We start from the raw sequence: 19,777 nt of genomic DNA, 5'->3' as shown, positions 1-19,777 counted from the left end.
TGGTGCCGGGCGGGACGACCGCCCGGCACCGGGTGGATGAGGGGGGGACCGTCAGAGCAGCGTCGGCGCGGCGCCGAGCAGGGTCCGGGTGTAGTCGTTCGTCGGGTGGTCGAAGACCTCCTCGGCCGTGCCCTCCTCGACGACCTTCCCGAAGTACATGACCGCGATGCGGTCCGAGACGTACCGGACGGTCTGGATGTCGTGCGAGATGAACACGAGCCCGAGGTTCAGGCGCGCCTTGAGGTCGGTCAGCAGGTTGAGCACCTGGGCCCGCACCGAGACGTCGAGCGCCGACGTGGGCTCGTCCGCGACGATCACGTCCGGGTCGAGCGCCAGGGCGCGGGCGATCGCCACGCGCTGGCGCTGGCCGCCCGAGACCTGGCTCGGCAGCACGTCGAGGGCCGACTGGGGAAGACCCACGAGGTCGAGCAGCTCGGACACGCGCTTCTCGCGGTCGCGCGGCGAGCCGATCCCGTGCACGTCGAGCGGGTCGCGCAGGATGTCGCGCACCAGCATGCGGCCGTTGAGGGCCGTCGACGGGTCCTGGAACACGATCGAGATCGCGCGCCCGAACTCCTTGCGGGTGCGGGCGTTGCGCTTGAGCACGCTGCGGCCGTTGAACACCACGTCGCCGCTCGTGGGGGCCTGGAGGCCCACCATGACCTTCGCGAGCGTCGACTTTCCGCAGCCCGACTCACCCACGATCCCGATGGTCTCGCCGCGCCGCACGGCCATGTCCACCCCGGCGACCGCGTGGACGCGGTCCGGGCGGAAGAGCTTGCCGGTGCGGGCCTTGTGCACCACGTGCACGTCCTTCAGCTCGAGCACGGGCGTGTCGTCGCTCATCGGGCACCTTCCTGGACGAGGAGACCGCTCTCGGTCGACTCCGTGTGGCTCGCATAGCGGTGGTCGGTCCCCGGCAGCGTGCGCAGCGGGGGCCGGGGCACGAACGCGTCCTGCGGTCGAGAGGACCGAGGCGCGAACCGGTCGCCCGTCGCGAAGTCGCGCGGGGACGGGACCGTGCCGGGGATCTGGTGCAGGCGCTCGGCGCCCGACTCGATCGACAGGACCGCCCCGAGGAGACCCCGCGTGTACTCGTGCTGGGGGTTCATGAGCAGGCTCGGCACGGGGGCCGACTCGACGACCTGGCCCGCGTACATGACCGTCACGCGGTGCGCGAGCGAGGCGACGAGCGCCAGGTCGTGGCTCACGAAGACCATGGCGAACCCGAGCTCGTCGCGCAGCTCGTTGAGCAGGTCCACGACCTGCTTCTGGACCGTGACGTCGAGGGCCGTGGTCGGCTCGTCGGCCACGACCAGGCGTGGGTCGCGGGTCAGTGCCATCGCGATGAGCACGCGCTGGCGCTGGCCGCCCGAGAGCTCGTGCGGGTAGCTCTTGAGCGTGCGCTGGGCGTCGAGGCCCACGAGCTCGAGGAGCTCGACCGCGGTGCGCGTCCCGCCACGCTTGACGAGCTGCGCCATCTGGGTGCGGATCAGCATCGACGGGTTGAGCGAGCTGAGCGCGTCCTGGTAGACCATGGCCATCTCGTGGCCGCGCAGAGCGTTCCGGCGGGCCGGGGTCGCCGTGAGCAGGTCCACGCCGTCGAGCAGGATCTCGCCCGTGACCTGCGCGGACGCGGGCAGCAGGCCCATGACCGCGAGGCTCGTGAGCGACTTGCCGCAGCCCGATTCGCCCACGAGCGCCATGGTCTCCCCGGGGCGCACCGCGAAGCTGATGTCGTCCACGACCGCCACGTCGCCGTGCCGTTCGGGGAACCGGATCGAGAGGTTCTTGACCTCGAGCAGGGGAGCGGCGTCGCCCGTGTAGACCAGGCGGTCGGAGCGCTCGCGCTCGGCCACCCGCAGGCGTTCGAGCTGGACCGCGAGGGCCTCGCGCTGGGCGGCGGCCGCCGCGACCGCGAGCTGCGGGTCGGGGATGACCGAGGTGTCCGCGACCAGCTCGTCGAGCACGCGAGGCTCGCGCAGGTCGGCCGCACCCGAGTACTCGAGGGGAGCGTCGGCGTCGGGCTCCGTGAGCGGGTCCGTGGCGTGCGCGGCGTCCTCGGACGCAGCGGCCGCGGCACGAGCCTCGGCCGGCTTGCGGGCCGCGGGGCGGACCATCGCGTCCGTCAGGCCCTCGGACAGGACGTTGAGCGAGAGGACCGTCAGGAGGATCGCCATGCCCGGGAAGAACGTCGCCCACCAGCCGCCGTTGAGCAGCAGGTTGCGCCCGTAGGCGATGACGTTGCCCCACGAGGGCTCGGGGTCCTGCACGCCCGCGCCGATGAACGACAGGCTCGCCTCGAACACGATCGCGTCGGCGACCAGGACGGTCGCGAACACCATGATCGGGGCGATGCAGTTGCGGGCCACGTGCTTCATCAGGATCAACGACGTCCGCGCTCCGATGACCTTCTCGGCCGACACGTAGTCCTCGCCGAACTGGCTCAGGACGTTGGCGCGGACGATGCGGGCGATCTGCGGGGTGTAGAGGAACGCGATCGTGAAGATGAGGACCGGCAGGGACTTGCCCCACACGGCCACGAAGACCACGGCCAGGGCGATGCCCGGGAAGGCCATGATGATGTCGAGGATGCGCATGAGCGTCTCGCTCACGGCCTTGTGGGCCGTCGCGGCGACCGAGCCGAGGATCGCACCGGCGACCAGGGCCACGGCAGTGGCCCCCAGGCCGATCACGAGCGAGTAGCGAGCACCGTAGACGATGCGCGAGAAGATGTCGCGACCCGTGCGGTCCGTGCCGAACCAGTGCTCGCCCGAGGGCGGCTGGGCCGGGGTGCCCGACTGCAGCGGGTCGTAGGCCGCGACGAGCGGGGCGAAGATCGCCAGGAGCGCGACCAGGAGCACGAACGCCAGGGCGATCTTGGAGCCCAGGGGGAGAGCGGCGAGGCGCAGACCCGGGCGGGACAGTCGTTCTGTCAGCTTCCGACGCATGTCACACCGTCCGGATTCGAGGGTTGACGACGAGATAGAGGAGGTCGACCAGGATGTTGACGACCACGAAGGTCAGGGCTACGGTCAGCGTCACTCCCTGCACCAGGGCCGTGTCGCTCGCGGTCACGCCGTTGAGGATGAGCTTGCCCATCCCGGGCAGGTCGAAGATGACCTCGATGATCACCGCGCCACCCATGAGGTAGCCGACGCGCAGGCCCAGCACCGTGATGGGCGTGATGAGCGCGTTGCGCAGGACGTTGCGTCCCACGACGACGCCGCGGGGCAGGCCCGAGCCGATCGCGGTGCGCACGTAGTCGCGGTCGAGCTCCTCGACCATGGCGGTGCGGACCACGCGGGTCAGCGACGCTGCGACGGGGATCGCGAGGGAGAGCGCGGGCAGGAACATCGAGGCGAGGAACATCCCGAAGTCGTCCGCGGGGTTCGTGTAGCCGCCCGAGGGAAACCAGTCGAGGCGCAGCGAGAACTGCTGGATGAGGAGGATCGCGAGCCAGAAGGACGGCGTCGCGACGCCCGCGATCGACAGGACGCGGATGACCTGGTCGGGCCACCGGTCGCGGTAGAGCGCGGCGCTCACGCCGAGCACCAGGGCCAGCACGACGGCGATCGCCAGCCCCATGAAGGTCAGCTGGAGGGTGAGCGGGAACGCGTTCGAGATGAGCTCGCTCACGGGCTGGGAGGGCGGCACGGTCATGCCCATGTCGCCGCGCACGAGGCCGGCGAGGAAGTTGCCGTACTGCACGAGCATCGGGTCGTTCAGACCGTTCGCCGCGCGGTAGGCCTCCTTGGCCGCGTCCGTGGCGGACTCGCCGAGGGCGTTGGTCGCCTGGTCGCTGGGCGCGAACTGCATGACGACGAAGACGAGCAGGGTGATGCCCAGGATCATGACGGGCAGGGCGAGCAGACGTCGTCCGGTCAGTCGTAGGAGCGCGGTCACGCGGTACTCCTCGGGGTCGGGGTGGGTGGCGGCGGCGCAGGGAGGGGCGCCGCCGCCACCCGGAACACGGGGACGTCAGGCGGTGCGGGAGACGTCCAGGAAGGACAGGCCCGTGACGGGGATGGGCTTGAACCCGGTGAGCGCGGAGTCCTCCCAGGCCGTGGGGAGCTTGCGGTGCAGCAGCGGGTAGAGCGGGACCTCGTCCGAGAGGATGTCGTAGATCTCGCCCCAGGTCTTCTTCTGCTCGGTCGCGTCCTGCTCGGCAGCGCCCGCGTCGAGCAGGCGCGTGACCTCGGCGAACTCGGGCGTGCTGGCCCAGCGGTAGCGCTTGACCGGCCACACCGAGCCCGAGTACCACCAGCGCAGGAGGAGGTCGGGGTCGTTGCCGAAGACCGACGGGTCGCCCGGGGCGACCATGACCTCGAGCTGGCCGTCGTCGACCTTCTTGTACTGGCCGCCGGACTGGCCGATGTCGAGCGTCGTGGAGATCCCGACCGCGTCGAGGTCCTCCTTGATGAGCGGGGCGACGTCCTTGACCCAGCTCGTGTCGGTCGTCAGGAGGGTGATCGACAGGTCGCTCACGCCGGCGTCGGTCAGGAGCTTCTTGGCCTTGGCCGGGTCGTACGTGTAGACCGTGCCGGCCTCGACGTAGGACGGGTGCTCCTTGTGCAGGAAGCTCGTGGCCGCGGTCGCGTTGCCCAGCAGGCCCGTGCTGATGATCTTGTCCATGTCGAGCGCGTGGAAGAACGCCTGGCGCACGCGCTTGTCCGTGAACGGCGCCTTGGTGCAGTCGAACATCATGAAGAGCAGGCCGAACGACTGGACCGACTCGACCGTGACGGCGTTGGAGAGGCGCTCGACGTCGAGGTAGGGCACGTCCTCGATCGACTGGACGCGACCCGACTCGACCGCGGTCACGCGGGCGGCCGCGTCGGAGAGCAGGTTCCAGGTCATGGCCTTGGCGAGCGCCGGGCGCGAACCGTTGTACGCGTCGAAGCGCTCGAACGTGATCTTGTCGTCGACCGTGGCGCTCGTGAGCTTGTACGGGCCGGTGCCGACGGGCAGCGAGTCGTACGCCTTGGGGTCGGCCTCGACGATGGCCTTCGGGACGATCTTGACGACCGAGACGCGGTCGACGAACAGCCCGAACGGGTAGTTGAGCGTGAACGTGACCGTCTTGTCGTCCTTTGCCGTGACCGAGGCGAGGAACGGCAGGAACTGGGAGTAGAGCGAGGCGTTCGCCGGGTCGAGGACGCGGTTGAAGCTGAAGACGACGTCGTCGGTCGTGACGGGGGAGCCGTCGTGGAAGGTGGCCCCGTCGCGGAGCGTGACCTCCCAGGTGGTCTCGTCGATCTTCTTGGGCAGCTCCTTGCCGAGCGCGGCGTAGGGCGTGCGGGCTGCGGGGTCGAGCTCGACGAGCCCCTCGAGGACGTGCCAGTTGGCGGCCATGGTCACGGCGCCCGACGTCGTCATGGGGTCGAAGCCCGTGGACAGGGCGTACGAGATGCCGGCCTCGATCGTGCCGTCGAGGTTGGGCTTGGCCCCGCTGCCGGCGGGGGTGGTCTGCGGGTCGGCCGAGGTGGACGCGGGTCCGCCACAGGCGGCGACCGCGCTCGCCAGGACCGCTCCTGCGCCGATCACGCCGGCGAGCTTGAGGAAGCTGCGGCGAGAGGTGTCGGTCGCGTTCGTGCTATTCGCCATCGAGGTAGCCATGAACTCTCCAGATATAGGACGTCTGATGTCTGACGCTGGTAGGGTTGAACGGTAGAGGCAATTCCTGAGGAGGTCAAGGCGCATGACAGCTACCGATCCCGTGGATCATGGGGGATTCGCTCGACAGGGGGTTCGTCCCCCGACGACGACGGAGCAGATCAAGGAGTACATCCTGCGGGCCCACCTGCGGCCCGGTGACCTGCTGCCCACCGAGGCCGAGCTGTGCTCGCTGCTCGGCGTCAGCCGGTCGAACGTCCGGGAGGCGATCCGGACGCTCGCGGCGCTCGACATCGTCGAGGTGCGGCACGGGTACGGCACGTACGTGGGGCAGCTCTCGCTCAAGCCGCTGGTCGAGGGGCTCGTCTTCCGCGGGGTCCTGATCCCGGGGGACGACTTCTCGGCGCTGCGCGAGGTCGTCGAGGTCCGCCAGGCGCTCGACATCTCGATGGCCGAGCAGATCGTCACGGAGATGGCCGGGAGCAGGAACCCCGAGCTCGAGCGGCTCGTCGCGGAGATGGAGCGCAAGGCGCGCGCGGGTGAGGACTTCTTCGAGGAGGACCGCGCGTTCCACTCGCACCTGCTCGCCCACCTCGACAACTTCCTGGTGGCCCAGCTCGGCACCGCCTTCTGGGACGTGCACCAGGTCGTCTCGCCCAAGCTCGGCCTGCCGGCCCCCGACCAGATCGACCTCACGGCCAAGGCGCACGGGGCCATGCTCCGCGCTGCCGAGGCCGGGGACGCCGAGGCCTACCGCGACGCCGTCGTCGCGCACTACGCGCCCCTCCGGGACGCGCTCACGCAGATGGCCTCGACGGTCGAGGAGGGGCGCGTCGCCGCGGCAACGGCCGCCGGTGCCCAGGAGTCCCAGGGCGTGCGGGGCGGTGTCGTGTGAGCGGCCCGTCGCTCGGCCCGGGCTCGCGGGTCGTGCTGATCGGTGACTCGATCACCGACGCGGGTCGCCTCGCCGAGGGGGAGTTCGGCCTGGGGCACGGCTATGCGGCCCGTGTCGCGGGTGTGTGCGGGCGTCGCGGCGTCACTGTCCTGAACCGGGGGGTGGGTGGCCACCGGGTGGTCGACCTCCAGGCGCGCTGGGACCAGGACGTCCTCGCGCTGGAGCCCGACCTCGTCTCGATCAAGATCGGCATCAACGACACGTGGCGCCGCTACGACGCGGGCGACGAGACGAGTGCCGAGGACTTCGAGGCCGGGTATCGCGACCTGCTCGACCGCACGCTCGCCGGTGCTCCGCAGGCGGCGCTCGTCCTGGTCGAGCCGTTCCTGGTGCCCGTGCGCCCGGAGCAGTGGGGCTGGCGCGAGGACCTCGACCCGAAGATCCAGGTCGTGCGCCGGCTCGCCGGGGCCTACGGCCTGCCGCTCGTGGCGACCGACGGGCCCTTCGCCCAGGCCGTCGCGACGAGCGGGCTGGGTCCCCAGGCGTGGGCGTACGACGGTGTCCACCCCACGCCCGCGGGCCACGACCTCCTCGCCGAGGCCTGGTTGAAAGTTGTACATCTGCGCTAGTACTTCCGTATCTCTTGCCTCCGGCGTCGAGGTGACTGATTCTTAGTGCGTGGTTCAAGGCTAAAACACGCACAACCAGTCATTAGGCAAGGGAGCTCAATGAAACCGGTCGTACAGCGCCGCCCCGCGACCCCCCGTCGCGGCGCACCGCCTTCATCCCGAGTCCTCGCTGCCTCGATCGCCGCACTGGCGCTCGTGGGCACAGGCCTCGTCTCCGTCCCTGCCGGCGCGGCACCCGCCGCGCCGGCAGCGACCTCGCTCGCGGCAGCCGCCGCCGCCCCCAAGCCCGTGACCCCCGAGGTCCCCGTGGATGCGGCGGGCAAGCCGCTCGGGGCGATCACCCAGGTCACGGCCGTCGGCAACAAGGTGACTCTCACGGCGGGCACCGGCGCCTACCGTGTGACGTTCCTCGACGACGAGACGCTGCGCGTCGAGGCCGACCCCTCGGGGACGTTCTCCGACCCGGCGAACACGCCCCAGGGCGACGCGACGCGCACGGCGAACATCGTCGTCGGGCTCGACGAGTTCGCAGGCGCCACGCCGACCGTGACCGAAGGCGCGACCATCACGCTCGCGACCGCGAAGGTCACCCTGAAGATCGACAAGACCACGGGCCGCATGACGCTCGTGCGTGCCGACGGCTCGGTGGTCTGGGACGAGTCGGCGCCCCTCTCGTTCGGTGCCTCGTCCGCGACCCAGCACCTGCGCACGGCGTCGGACGAGCAGTTCCTCGGCGGCGGCATGCAGAACGGCCGCTCGATCCACACGGGCGCGACCATCAACATCGCGCGGAACTTCGACTGGGACGACGACGGCTACCCCAACGCGGTGCCGTACTACATGACGTCGAACGGCTACGGAGCGCTGCGCAACACGTTCGCCCGAGGGACCTACGCCTTCACGGACGAGGCCACGACGACCCACGAGGAGCGGCGCTTCGACGCCTACTACTTCGTCGGCGACTACAAGGGTGCGCTCGACGGGTACACCCAGCTCACGGGCCGCCCCCTCATGCCGCCCGTCTACGCCCTCGAGTACGGGGACGCCGACTGCTACAACCGCTCCAACCCCACGTACTCGTCGTCGGGCTTCGGCGACCCGGAGGGGATCAAGCAGAAGACGCCGCAGGCGGCGATCACGGCCGCGCGCTTCAAGGAGAACGACATGCCGGCGGGCTGGATGCTCGTCAACGACGGCTACGGCTGCGAGTACCAGGACCTGCCGGAGACGGTCGCCCAGATCGCCGAGGACTCGGACCTGGTCACGGGCCTGTGGACCCAGCGGTCGCTCACGAACCAGGAGTACGAGGTCGGCGAGGCGGGCGTGCGCATGCGCAAGCTCGACGTCGCGTGGGTCGGCAACGGCTACCGCATGGCGCTGACGGGCTGCGAGTCCGCCTACAAGGGTTTCGAGGACTACTCGGACGCGCGCGGCACGTCCCTCATGGTCGAGGGATGGGCGGGGTCGCAGCGGTGCGGCATGCAGTGGACGGGTGACCACTCGGGCAACCTCGACGCGGTGCGCTGGCAGATCTCGGCGCTCACGGGGGCCGGGAACTCGGGGCTCGCGTTCAGCACGGGCGACGTCGACGGGATCTTCGGTGGGTCCACGAAGTCCTACGTGCGCGACCTGCAGTGGAAGGCCTTCGCGCCGGCCCTGTACTCGATGAGCGGCTGGGCGTCGGTCGACAAGCGCCCGTGGCTCTACGGCGACGAGGCCACCGAGATCAACCGCAAGTACCTCCAGCTGCGGCAGAGGCTCATGCCCTACATCTACACGCTCGCGGCCGGGTCCCACGAGACGGGCACGCCCATGATGCGCTCGCTCGCGCTCGAGTACCCGCAGGACCCCATGTCCTACGGGGCCGAGGCGAACAACGAGTTCCTGCTCGGCGAGGACTTCCTCGTCGCGCCCGTGTTCTCCGACTCGGAGATCCGCAACGGGATATACCTGCCCGAGGGGCGTTGGGTCGACTACTGGACGGGCGACGTGCTCGACGGCGGTCGCGTGCTCAACGGGTACAGCGCCCCGCTCGACACGCTGCCCGTGTTCGTGCGGGCGGGTGCGGTCGTCCCGCAGGGCCTGGTGGCGCGCAACGCGTCGCTCGTGCCCGAGGACTCGGCGATCACGCTCGACGTCTACCCCCAGGGCGACGAGAGCTTCACGCTGTACGAGGACGACAAGCTCACGCGTGCCTACAAGGACGACGCGACGTCGTCCCAGGAGCTCACGGTCTCGGCCCCCGAGCAGGACGGTGGTGACGTGACGGTCACGGTCGGCGAGCGGGTCGGGGACTACGCGGGCAAGGCTGCGGCGCGCCCGTACCTGCTCGACGTCCACACCGGCTCGGCGCCCTCGGGTGTCACGGTCGGGGGAGCGGCGCTCACGCAGGTCGCCGACGCGGCGGCCCTCGAGTCCGCCACGACGGGATGGTTCTACGACGCGTCGGCACCGGGTGGTGTGGTCCGCGTCAAGCTCGGCGCGATCTCGTCCGACGCCTCGGCGACCGTCGTCCTGGCCGGGACCAGCGCGGTCGGCGGCAAGGACTCCGACGCGGGCCGTGCCTCGGTGACCGTGGGCCTCGCGGCCCAGGTCTTCCAGGGGCAGGAGACGACGGCGGAGCTCACCTTCACCAACACCGGCACCAAGGCCAAGACCGACCTGGTGATCGAACCCGTCCTCCCTCAGGGCTGGACGCTCGTGAGCAGCACCGGGACGACGGCGGCCTCGGTCGCGCCGGGGGCGAGCGTGACGGCCCGCGTGGTGGTCTCGCCGGCCGCGGGGTCCGCGGCCGGGCAGCAGACCGTGGGTGCGCGTGCGACCTACCGCGACGCGGCGGGCGACGAGCGCACGGTGGCGGGGGCCAACCAGCTCTACGTCGCCTACGGCACCCTGGCGGCAGCCTTCAACCACGTGTCCGTCACGTCGCTCGCGACCAAGGACGCCGGCAACTTCGACGGCGGGGGAGCCTCGTTCTCGGAGGACGCGCTCGCGGCCGCCGGGGCCACGTGGGGCGAACCCCTGACCGTGACGAGCGGCGAGGACACCATCGAGTACACGTGGCCCGCGGCAGCGCCGGGCGTCGCCAACTCGATGGCCCTCGACGGTCAGACGGTCGCGCTCTCGGGCAAGGGGACGCACCTCGCGTTCCTCGGCTCGGCGTCCGCCGGGGCTGGCGTCACTCCCGAGGTGACCATCACCTACGCGGACGGCACCACGTCCAAGCAGTCGTTCTTCTTCCCGAACTGGCTGCTCCAGGGCGGTCTGAACGGGTCGAGCGTCGCGGTCGCGAGCCAGGGCCGCAACAACAAGAACAACCCGGCGGGGTACGAGTACCCGACGTACAAGTACCAGGTCTACTCCGACACCGTGATCCTCAACCCGGCCAAGGAGCTGCGGTCCGTCACGTTCCCGGTGCAGACCAACGCCAAGCTGTTCGCGATGAAGGTCGCCACGCTCGGGCTGCCGGAGGCACCGCAGGGGACGGTCTGGGCCTCCGACCTCACGTGGACGTCGGCGACCAACGGCTACGGCGTGATCGGCAAGGACGTCGCCAACAAGGACTCGGCCTCCTCTCCGGACAAGCCGCTCGTCATCAACACGACGCCCGAGCTCAAGAAGACCTACACCAAGGGGCTGGGCGTCCACGCGGCGTCGAAGGTCACGTACTACCTCGGCGGGCAGTGCACGGCGTTCACCGCGGACGTCGGGCTCGAGGACCCCTTCAAGGGGTCGGTGATCTTCAAGGTGGACGTCGACGGCGCCAACCGGTACCAGGGCACCACGTTCCAGGCGGGCTTCCCGACCGAGCAGGTCTCGGTCGACGTCACGGGGGCCCAGTACATCGACCTGGTCGTCGACCCCACGAGCCCGGGCGCCATCAACGGCGCGCACGGCGTGTGGGGCGACGCGAGGTTCACGTGCGCCGAGCCTGCCCCGGAGATCGCCTTCTCGGCCGAGGCCTCGGCCAAGCGCAGCGGCGCCTCGGTGCTCCTGTCGGTGCGCGCCGTCAACGAGGAGGACGTCCCGGTCGACGTCGCCGTCACGACGCCCTTCGGCACCAAGACGTTCGTCGGCGTGCTGCCGGGCAAGAGTGCGAGCCAGAGCTTCAACGCTCGGGCCGCGACGATCCCCGCGGGTGAGGTCACGGTCACCGTGACCAGGACCGTGGACGGGAAGAAGGTGAGCGTCGACCGGACCGTCGCGTACGGCGGGGTCGGCTGACCTGACGAGGGGGACGGGGATGCCGTCGGGCGGGCCGAGGCTCGACCGACGGCGTCCCCGGACGCCTTGCCGCTGCTCGGAGGTCGGTGCGAACCGACCTCCGGCCTCGTGTCACCCTGGCGGTCAGGGCCGAGACAGTGGAGACTGGCTCGTGGGCCCTCGGGCCCCCTGACCGTCGTCGTACCGGACGCACCACGCTACGGACCGTGGGAGCCCCGGGCGAGGCACGAGGGAATCCCCCGCGCTGCTCGCAGGGCGGGGGTACCGCATAGAGGTGTGCGGGAGGGAGAGGCGCCGGTTGCCACTGGGGGCGAACGGCGCCTCTCGCATGTCCGGCGACGAAGGAGCGCCCTGCCCGACGGCGACGCGCCGCCTGCCTGTGGCCGGCCGGGCCCGGCGTCCTCAGGCGCGCTGTGCGCGCAGCGCGATCATCTGGTCGATCAGGGCGAGCAGGTCGTCGATCGACCCGCCCTGGGGTGTCGCCGCGTTCGCGGGCGAGGCGCCGCTCGCGAAGTGCTCGCTCGCCTGGGCGTAGAGGCCGTCGCCGATGAGCATGATCGCGCGGGTCAGCACAGGGTCGCCGACGACCTCGAGCACGGCCCCGGCCCAGGCGTCGTGCGCGTCGTCGAGCGCGGCGCGTGCCTGCGGGTAGCTGCCCTGAGCGAGCCGCGAGACCGCGACGTAGACGAGCTCGAAGTCGCTGTCGGAGTCGGCCGACGTGCGGATGAAGTAGTCCACCGGGCCTGCGGGGGCTGTGCGCATGGCGTCGACGTCGGCCGCCGTGAGGTCTCGCAGGTGCTCCATGAGCCCCTCGGCCAGCGCGACCTTGGACCCGAAGTGGTAGAGCAGGCCGCCCTTGGACACGCCGGCCTCGGCGGCGACCGCGTCGAGCGTGGTCGCGCGCTCTCCCTGGGTCACGAGCAGGGTGGCGAAGGCCTCGAGGACCTTGGCGCGAGCGGCGGGGGGCGGCGGCATCTTGAAAGTGTACCGACCGGACGGTTACTATACCGTCTGGACGGTTGGCAGTCCGGCGCCACAGCGCCGCCCCAGCCGTCCTCGTACGTGAAAGGACGCTCCCGTGACTCTCGTCCAGGACAACCGGACGCCCCGGGACCCGAACGGCCCCGTCGGCGCACCGCAGGACCCCACGACCCCTACCGGTGGCACGCCCCTGACCCGCAGGCGCCGGTGGGTCGCGCTCGCCGTGCTCATGCTCCCCGTGCTGCTCGTCTCGATCGACAACACGGTGCTGACGTTCGCGCTGCCGCAGATCTCCGAGGCGCTGCGCCCCACGGGGACCCAGCTGCTGTGGATGATCGACATCTACCCGCTCGTGCTCGCGGGCCTGCTCGTCTCGATGGGCTCGTTCGCGGACAGGATCGGCCGGCGCAGGCTCCTGCTCGTCGGCGCGGTCGGGTTCGCTCTGCTCTCCGTCGTCGCGGCCTACGCTCCGAGCGCCGAGGCGCTCATCGCCTCGCGCGCGGGGCTCGGGTTCTTCGGCGCCATGATCATGCCGCCCACGCTCTCGCTGCTGCGCAACATCTTCACCGACCGTGAGGAGCGGCGGCTCGCGATCGCGATCTGGGCCGCGGGCTTCGCCGCGGGCAACGCGATCGGGCCCATCGCCGGCGGGTTCCTGCTCGAGCATGCCTGGTGGGGCTCGGTCTTCCTGCTGGCGGTGCCCGTCCTCGTGCTGCTCCTCGTGCTCGCGCCGGTCTTCGTGCCCGAGTCCAGGGACTCGAACCCCGGCCGCGTCGACGTGGTCTCGATCGTGCTCTCCATGGCGACCATGGCGCCGATCGTGCTCGGGATCAAGACCCTCGCGAAGTCCGGTCCCAGCGCGCTGGCGTTCGGGGCGCTCGTGCTCGGCCTCGTGGCGGGCTGGGTCTTCGTGCGCCGTCAGCTCGGGCGCCCGGACCCCATGATCGACGTCCGGCTGTTCCGCAAGGGCGAGTTCTCGGGGGCCGTGGTCATCAACCTGCTCTCGGTCTTCTCTCTCGTGGGCTTCCTGTTCTTCGTGTCCCAGGACGTGCAGCTCGTGCTGGGGCTGAGCCCCATGAAGGCGGGCTACGCCCTGCTGCCGGGCCTGGTCGCGATGGTGGTCGCGGGCCTCCTGGTGGTCCGGGTCGTGCGCAGGGTGCGCCCGTCCCACGTCGTGGCGGTCGCGATCCTGTTCGCCGCCGCGGGGTACGCGATGGTCGCCCTGACCGCGGGGGCGAGCACCCTGACCGGGCTCGTGGTCGCGTTCGTGGTCCTCGCGATCGGGATCGGCGCCGCGGAGACCGTGTCGAACGACCTGATCGTCTCGGCGGTCCCCGCCGACAAGGCGGGCGCCGCCTCGGCGATCTCGGAGACCGCGTACGAGGTCGGGGCCGTGCTCGGCACGGCGGTGCTGGGCAGCATCCTCACGGCCTCCTACCACCGCAACGTCGTCGTGCCTGACGGGGTGCCCGCCGCGGACGCGGCGGCGGCCGCCGAGACGCTCGGCGGCGCCACGCAGGTGGCGCAGACGTTGCCGACCGAGCAGGCGCAGGCGCTGCTCGCCTCGGCGCACGAGGCGTTCGGCAGCGGCGTCGGGACCACGTCCTGGATCGGCTTCGGGCTCATGCTCGTGGCGTCGGTCATCGCGCTCGTGGCCCTGCGTTCCGCACGCGCGTGAGATTCACCCGGATGCCGGCGAGCGTGCCCGCTGGCATCCGGGCGTCCGATCCGCAAGGGTGAGAGGTGATGAATCGTCCCCGTCGCACCCCGCCCCGCTGGGTCCGTTACACGCTGTCCGTCGTCGCCCTGCTCGTCCCGTGCGTCGTGTTCGGCGTGACCACCGCGACCGCGGACCTCAGCCTGGGCCCGCACGAGGCCCGGTACGAGGTGACGACCGACAGCCTCGTCGTGGTCGACCTCGGCCCGCTCGGCACGCTCGAGATCGACTCGCCGCTCCCCGTGGGTCTCGGTGCACGGATCACGGTCGAGGAGATCCCCGCGGACCTCACGGCGTTCGACCAGGCGACGACCATCGCCGCCCTGACGCAGGACCTCCAGGGGTACCTGCAGTTCTTCGGCGGGCCGCAGGACACGATCGAGCAGGTCACGCGCAGCCTCGTGGCCGACGCCGCGCGGCGGACGGGCCTCGCGATCCTGGTGGTCGCGGCCGCGGGCGCGGGGTTCTACCTGCTCCTCGGAGCGGCCCGACGGCGTGAGATCGGCGAGGCGGTCGCGCCGAGGACCTGGGAGATCACCGCGGGCGTCGTCGTGGTCTCGCTCGTCTTCGGTGCGCTGTCCGCCTCGGCCGAGGAACCGTCGACGACCGACTCGCGCCCCGCATCGGCGGTCTTCGCGGGCACCCCGCTCGAGGGAGCCCGGATCACGGGCCGCCTCGCGGGCGTCGTCGACACCTACGGCGGCATGCTCATGAACGCCTACAAGGACAACGAGGCCTTCTACGCCCGCGCGAACACGGCGCTGGGCGTCGCGTGGGACGAGCGCGACGTGCTCGAGGAGGAGGCCGCCGCCCAGCGGGAGGCCGACGAGCAGGCCGCGCGGGACGCAGCCACCGAACCGCCCGCCGAAGGGCAGCAGGGGGTCGACGGCGGCGTCGCGGGCGACCAGGTGGGCCCGGACGACCCGACCGGCGCAGACGGTGCGGCCCAGGACCCTGCGGGCGAGGCGCCGTCGGGCAGCGAGGGCGACCAGGTGACCGAGGGCGCGGAAGGCCCTGCTGCGCGTCGAGGCGCGACCCCCTCGGACGGCTCGACCGAGTCGCCGTCCGCGACCCCCGAGGACGAGCTCGTCTCGATGCTCGTGGTGAGCGACCTGCACTGCAACATCGGGATGACCCCGCTGATCCGCACCGCGGCCGAGCGCTCCGGGGCGAGCGTCGTGCTCAACGCGGGCGACACGACCATGAACGGCACGAGCGTCGAGCAGTTCTGCGTGAACTCGTTCACGTCCGCTGTCCCGGACGGCGCCACGATGGTCGTCGCGGACGGGAACCACGACAGCGTCGAGACCTCGGCGCAGGAGCGCAAGCGAGGCGTCAAGATCCTCGACGGCGACGTGATCGAGGTCGACGGGGTCCGCATCCTCGGAGACCGGGACGCGCTCGAGACCAGGATCGGTGCCGGGTCCAAGGCCGCCCGTCCCGAGACCCCCGCCGAGCAGGCCGAGCGGCTCGCGCAGACCGCGTGCGACGCCAAGGACGGGATCGACCTCCTGCTCGTGCACTCGCCGCGTGCCGGGAACGAGGCCCTCGAGACGGGCTGCGTCCCGCTGCAGGTCTCGGGGCACACGCACCGCCGCAGCGGGCCCGAGCAGTTCGGTCTGGGCATCCGGTACGTCAACGCGAGCACCGCGGGGGCCGAGTCGGGGGAGCCGACCGTCGGGCCGCTCAAGGGGGTCGCGGAGATGACCGTCCTGCGCTTCGACCCCGTGCTGCGCGAGTTCGTCGACTGGCAGCTCGTGCAGGTCTTCCCCGACGGCTCCGCGCAGGTCGGCGCCCGCGAGGCGTTCCCCGTGCCGGTGCCGGAGGAGGTCCTCGACGGGACCGGCGAGGGCACCGAGGCGCCGGACGGGACGGGGACCGGTGACGGCGTCGACGGGACCGGTGACGGCGCGGACGGGGCGCCCGCCGCGACCATCACGGACGACTCCGCGAAGGAGGAGTGAGGGGCTCGTGCGCGACTCCGACGGAGCGGGTGAATCGACCGGTCGCGGTCCCGACCCCGACCGCGGACGCGGCAGAATACGCGGTATGAGCAGAGGTGCCCGATGGATCCTCGCCGCGATCGTCGCGGCGCTGGTGATCGTGCTCGCGGGTCCATACCTGGTCGCACGGCTCTCGGCCGGCACGGCCCCGCCGCCCCTCGGGCTCCAGACCCCGGGGGAGACGGCCTCCCCGACGGCCACGCCGGACCCGGGCCCGTTCGACCCCGACGGCACCTGGGTCGTGGGCGCCGGGTCGCAGGCGGGCTACCGGGTGGACGAGGTGCTCAGCGGGGAGAAGGGCACGGTCGTCGGCCGGACCGACGAGGTCGGAGGGACGCTCGTCGTGACGGACGGCGAGCTCGTCCGGGCCGAGATCACGGTCAAGACCGGGTCGATCGCGAGCAGCAGCGTGGTGCGCGACGACGCGTTCCGGCGCCTGCTCGAGACCGACGTCTTCCCCGACGCGGTGTTCATCCTCACCGAGCCGGTCGACCTCGAGGGTGTCGAGGAGCGCGACGAGCCCCTCACGGTCCAGGCGCGCGGCACGCTGACGATCCGCGACGTGACCGAGCCCGTGACCGTGACGCTCGAGGCGCGGCGCTCGGGCGACGGGGTCCAGGTCAGCGGTGCGATCCCCGTGACCTTCGTCGACTACGGCGTGCACCTGCCCGAGCTGCCGTTCGTGACGGTCGAGCCCTCGGGGACGGTCGAGATGCTGCTCGAGCTCGAGCGTGTCCCGGAGGCGCCGTCCCCGGCGCCCACCTCGCCCTGAACCTGTTCGAGGAACCCGTTCGATCCGCCCTGAGGACTCGACGCGGCACCTCGTTCGTGGTTAAAGTTCGGTATGCCGAACTTTCAACTTCGCACAGGGGTGAAAGGTCTCCTCGGAGGCCTGACGGCCCTGCTCCTCGCCGCGGCGTGCGCGGCCGACACCGCCCCGGGCGAGCCCGCCGGAACCTCCGCCGACCATCCGGCGGCGAGCGACGCCGTCGGGCGTCTCGAGGTCCTGACGACCTTCACCGTCCTGGCCGACATGGCCCGCGAGGTCGGTGGAGAGCACGTCGAGGTCTCCTCGCTCACCAAGGTCGGCGCGGAGATCCACGGCTACGAACCCACACCCGCGGACCTGCGGCGCGCTGCGAGCGCGGACCTGGTCCTCGACAACGGGCTCGGGCTCGAGAAGTGGTTCGAACCCTTCGTCGCACGCCTCGACGCGCCCCACGTCACGGTCTCGGACGGCGTCGACGTCCTCTCGATCGCCTCGGGCGCGTACGACGGGCGGCCCAACCCGCACGCCTGGATGTCGCCCGTCAACGGCGCGATCTACGCGCGCAACATCGGTGAGGCGTTCGCCGTCGCGGACCCTGCGCACGCTGCGGACTACCGGGCGAACGCGACCGACTACGCCGAGCGCATCGAGACCGTGGGGCGCGAGCTCGCTGCCGAGGTCGAGCAGGTGCCCGCGGGGTCGCGCGTCCTGGTGACGTGCGAGGGGGCGTTCTCCTACCTGGCGCGCGACGTCGGGCTCGACGAGAAGTTCCTGTGGCCGGTCAACGCCGACCAGCAGGGCACGCCCCAGCAGGTCGCGGGCGTGATCGACCACGTGCGTGACAACGGCGTGCGCGCGGTGTTCTGCGAGACGACCGTCTCGGACTCCGCGCAGCGCCAGGTCGCCGCGGAGACGGGCGCGACGTACGCGGGCACGCTCTACGTCGACTCGCTCTCCCGGCCCGACGGCGACGTCCCCACCTACCTCGACCTCCTCGCCTACGACGCGCGCGTCATCAGCGAGGGTCTGCGGGGCGAGTCGTGAGCGCGGGTGTCGGGAGCGGTGCGGTGGCACCAGGGACGGACGCGGGGTCGGCCCTGGCCCGGAGCGCTGCACCGGTCGAGCCTGCTGAGCCCTCTGCACCTGCAGCCCTGGCGGTCCGCGGGCTCACGGTCCGCTACCGCGAGACGCTGGCCCTCGAGGACGTCGCCCTCTCGCTCGCCCCGGGCACCGTGACCGGGCTCATCGGGGCCAACGGCTCGGGCAAGTCGACGCTCTTCCGGTCCGTCATGGGCATGACGCGCGGCAGCGGCGTCACCCAGGTGGGAGACGTCCGGATCTACGGCCGAGACGCCGACGCGGCGCGCAAGGACGGGCTCGTGGGATACGTCCCGCAGTCCGAGGACGTCGACTGGTCCTTCCCGGTCGACGTGCGCGACGTCGTGACCATGGGGCGCTACGGGGGGCTCGGACCCACGCGCCGCGCCCGCGCCGAGGACCGGCGGGCCGTGGCCGACGCCCTGGACCGCGTGGGGCTCGCCGACCTCGCGCACCGGCAGATCGGGAGGCTGTCGGGCGGGCAGCGCAAGCGCGTCTTCGTGGCGCGCGCGATCGCGCAGGGCGCGCGGCTGCTGCTGCTCGACGAGCCCTTCGCCGGGGTCGACAAGGTCTCGGAGGCGCAGATCACCTCGGTGCTCCGGAGCCTCGCCGCCGCGGGTTGCGCCGTGCTCGTCTCGACGCACGACCTCGCGTCGCTGCCCGACCTCGTGGACGACGCGATCCTCCTCCAGCGACGCATCATCATGACCGGGCCGCCCGACGTGGTGCTGCGCCCCGAGAACCTCGCGCGCACGTTCGGGATCGACCCGCTCGCGTCGGCGCGCCGCGAAGGTGCGAGCGACAGCTCGGTCGCCTGGACCACCACCTCTGGTGTCGCCGACCACGGCTCGGCCGTCGCCGACCTGTCCGACGCCCCGTCCGAAGGAGCAGCCCGTTGAACCCCGTCGACCTTCTCGCGAGCGCGGGGGACTGGCTCGCCGCGCCGCTCGGGTACGAGTTCGTCCAGCGCGCGTTGCTCGTCGCGGTCGTCGCGAGCATCGTGTGCGCGCTCCTGAGCTGCTGGCTCATCATGATCGGCTGGTCGCTGCTGGGCGACGCGGTCTCGCACGCGGTGCTGCCCGGTGTGGTCCTGTCGTACGTGGTGGGGGTGCCGTTCGCGATCGGGGCGCTCGTGTTCGGGGTCGGTGCGGTCGCGCTGATCGGGACCGTGCGCGACACGAGCCGGCTCAAGGAGGACGCGGCGATCGGCGTGGTCTTCACGACGCTCTTCGCGATCGGGATCGTGCTCATCTCGGTGACCCCGAGCCAGATCGACCTGGGGCACATCCTGTTCGGCAACATGCTGGGCATCACCGACACGGACCTGTGGCAGGTCGTGGTCCTGGGTGCGCTGACGACCGTGGTGCTCGTGCTCAAGCGGCGCGACCTGACGCTGTTCGCGTTCGACCCCGTGCACGCGCACGCCGTCGGGATCTCGCCGCGGCGGCTGTCCGCGCTGCTCCTGGGGTCGCTCGCGCTGACCGTGGTGGTCGCGCTCCAGGCGGTCGGGGTCGTGCTCGTGGTGGCCCTGGTCATCACGCCGGGCGCGACGGCCTACCTCCTGGTCGACCGGATGTCGCGCATGCTCGTGGTCGCGCCGCTCGTCGCGGTCGGGTGCGCCGTGGTGGGGATCTACGCGAGCTACTACCTCGACACCGCGAGCGCCGCGACGATCGTGGTGGCGCAGGGCGTCGTGTTCGCGGTCGCGTACGTGGTGCACCTGGCGCGCCGCCCGCGCGTCGTGCCGTCCTCCGGCCCGACGGCGGAGCGCGAGCCCGCGGAGCTGGTCGCGGGGTGAGGTGGTGGCCGGGGCGTGGCGAGGGGGCGGGCGCCGGGTGCGCGCCG

At 71.6% G+C, this 19,777-nt stretch carries 14 protein-coding genes; 9 read left to right on the top strand and 5 right to left on the bottom strand.

Annotation, left to right across the window (positions count from 1 at the left end; all coding sequences use genetic code 11):
• Positions 1-51 precede the first annotated feature (51 nt).
• The 4 genes from ACIPWA_RS11515 to ACIPWA_RS11500 all read right to left on the bottom strand — a co-directional run bounded on the left by ACIPWA_RS11515 (position 52) and on the right by ACIPWA_RS11500 (position 5,607).
• Positions 52-846, bottom strand: coding sequence for an ATP-binding cassette domain-containing protein (locus tag ACIPWA_RS11515; RefSeq protein ID WP_056650711.1), 795 nt, complete (start codon positions 844-846; stop codon positions 52-54).
• Positions 843-2,951 (bottom strand): dipeptide/oligopeptide/nickel ABC transporter permease/ATP-binding protein, encoded by a 2,109-nt coding sequence (locus ACIPWA_RS11510; RefSeq protein ID WP_068626455.1) that lies wholly within the window; start codon positions 2,949-2,951, stop codon positions 843-845. The genes ACIPWA_RS11515 and ACIPWA_RS11510 overlap by 4 nt, the downstream gene beginning before the upstream one ends.
• Before the next feature lies 1 nt (position 2,952).
• The gene (locus tag ACIPWA_RS11505; RefSeq protein ID WP_139107857.1) at positions 2,953-3,906 is read right to left on the bottom strand and encodes an ABC transporter permease; all 954 of its coding nucleotides are present in this window, start codon (positions 3,904-3,906) and stop codon (positions 2,953-2,955) included.
• Positions 3,907-3,981: 75 nt separating this feature from the next.
• Entirely contained in the window at positions 3,982-5,607 is a 1,626-nt protein-coding gene (locus ACIPWA_RS11500; RefSeq protein ID WP_068626453.1) for an ABC transporter substrate-binding protein, read from the bottom strand.
• A gap of 94 nt (positions 5,608-5,701) precedes the next feature.
• Here ACIPWA_RS11500 and ACIPWA_RS11495 point away from each other — a divergent pair, with 94 nt between their 5' ends.
• The 3 genes from ACIPWA_RS11495 to ACIPWA_RS11485 all read left to right on the top strand — a co-directional run bounded on the left by ACIPWA_RS11495 (position 5,702) and on the right by ACIPWA_RS11485 (position 11,364).
• Complete coding sequence (locus ACIPWA_RS11495) at positions 5,702-6,511, top strand: FadR/GntR family transcriptional regulator (RefSeq protein WP_082848967.1); 810 nt, start codon at positions 5,702-5,704, stop codon at positions 6,509-6,511.
• Entirely contained in the window at positions 6,508-7,140 is a 633-nt protein-coding gene (locus tag ACIPWA_RS11490) for an SGNH/GDSL hydrolase family protein (RefSeq protein WP_400290259.1), read from the top strand. The genes ACIPWA_RS11495 and ACIPWA_RS11490 overlap by 4 nt, the downstream gene beginning before the upstream one ends.
• Positions 7,141-7,335: 195 nt before the next feature.
• A complete protein-coding gene (locus ACIPWA_RS11485; protein ID WP_400290257.1) occupies positions 7,336-11,364 on the top strand; it encodes an NPCBM/NEW2 domain-containing protein in 4,029 nt (1,342 codons plus the stop codon).
• A gap of 402 nt (positions 11,365-11,766) precedes the next feature.
• Here the strand turns inward: ACIPWA_RS11485 and ACIPWA_RS11480 are convergent, their stop codons facing one another.
• Positions 11,767-12,339 (bottom strand): TetR/AcrR family transcriptional regulator, encoded by a 573-nt coding sequence (locus ACIPWA_RS11480; RefSeq protein ID WP_068626445.1) that lies wholly within the window; start codon positions 12,337-12,339, stop codon positions 11,767-11,769.
• Between the two features lie 196 nt (positions 12,340-12,535).
• Here ACIPWA_RS11480 and ACIPWA_RS11475 point away from each other — a divergent pair, with 196 nt between their 5' ends.
• The 6 genes from ACIPWA_RS11475 to ACIPWA_RS11450 all read left to right on the top strand — a co-directional run bounded on the left by ACIPWA_RS11475 (position 12,536) and on the right by ACIPWA_RS11450 (position 19,730).
• Complete coding sequence (locus tag ACIPWA_RS11475) at positions 12,536-14,023, top strand: MFS transporter (RefSeq protein ID WP_056651424.1); 1,488 nt, start codon at positions 12,536-12,538, stop codon at positions 14,021-14,023.
• 68 nt (positions 14,024-14,091) lie between these two features.
• Positions 14,092-16,026 (top strand): metallophosphoesterase family protein, encoded by a 1,935-nt coding sequence (locus tag ACIPWA_RS11470; protein ID WP_400290254.1) that lies wholly within the window; start codon positions 14,092-14,094, stop codon positions 16,024-16,026.
• Between the two features lie 85 nt (positions 16,027-16,111).
• Positions 16,112-16,837, top strand: a complete 726-nt coding sequence (locus ACIPWA_RS11465; protein WP_400290252.1) for a YceI family protein — start codon at positions 16,112-16,114, stop codon at positions 16,835-16,837.
• Positions 16,838-16,909: 72 nt separating this feature from the next.
• Positions 16,910-17,878 carry a metal ABC transporter substrate-binding protein gene (locus ACIPWA_RS11460; RefSeq protein ID WP_400290250.1) on the top strand — a complete coding sequence of 323 codons (969 nt, stop codon included), beginning with the start codon at positions 16,910-16,912 and terminating at the stop codon, positions 17,876-17,878.
• Positions 17,879-17,901: 23 nt separating this feature from the next.
• Positions 17,902-18,831 carry a metal ABC transporter ATP-binding protein gene (locus ACIPWA_RS11455; protein WP_400290248.1) on the top strand — a complete coding sequence of 310 codons (930 nt, stop codon included), beginning with the start codon at positions 17,902-17,904 and terminating at the stop codon, positions 18,829-18,831.
• Positions 18,828-19,730, top strand: a complete 903-nt coding sequence (locus tag ACIPWA_RS11450; protein ID WP_400290245.1) for a metal ABC transporter permease — start codon at positions 18,828-18,830, stop codon at positions 19,728-19,730. Before ACIPWA_RS11455 ends, ACIPWA_RS11450 begins: the two co-directional genes overlap by 4 nt.
• Positions 19,731-19,777 lie beyond the last annotated feature (47 nt).

It is taken from the genome of Oerskovia enterophila, from assembly GCF_044748475.1.
Lineage (GTDB): Bacteria > Actinomycetota > Actinomycetes > Actinomycetales > Cellulomonadaceae > Oerskovia > Oerskovia enterophila.
Note: the sequence above shows the minus strand (reverse complement) of the source record. Positions and strands in the feature narration are given on the sequence as shown.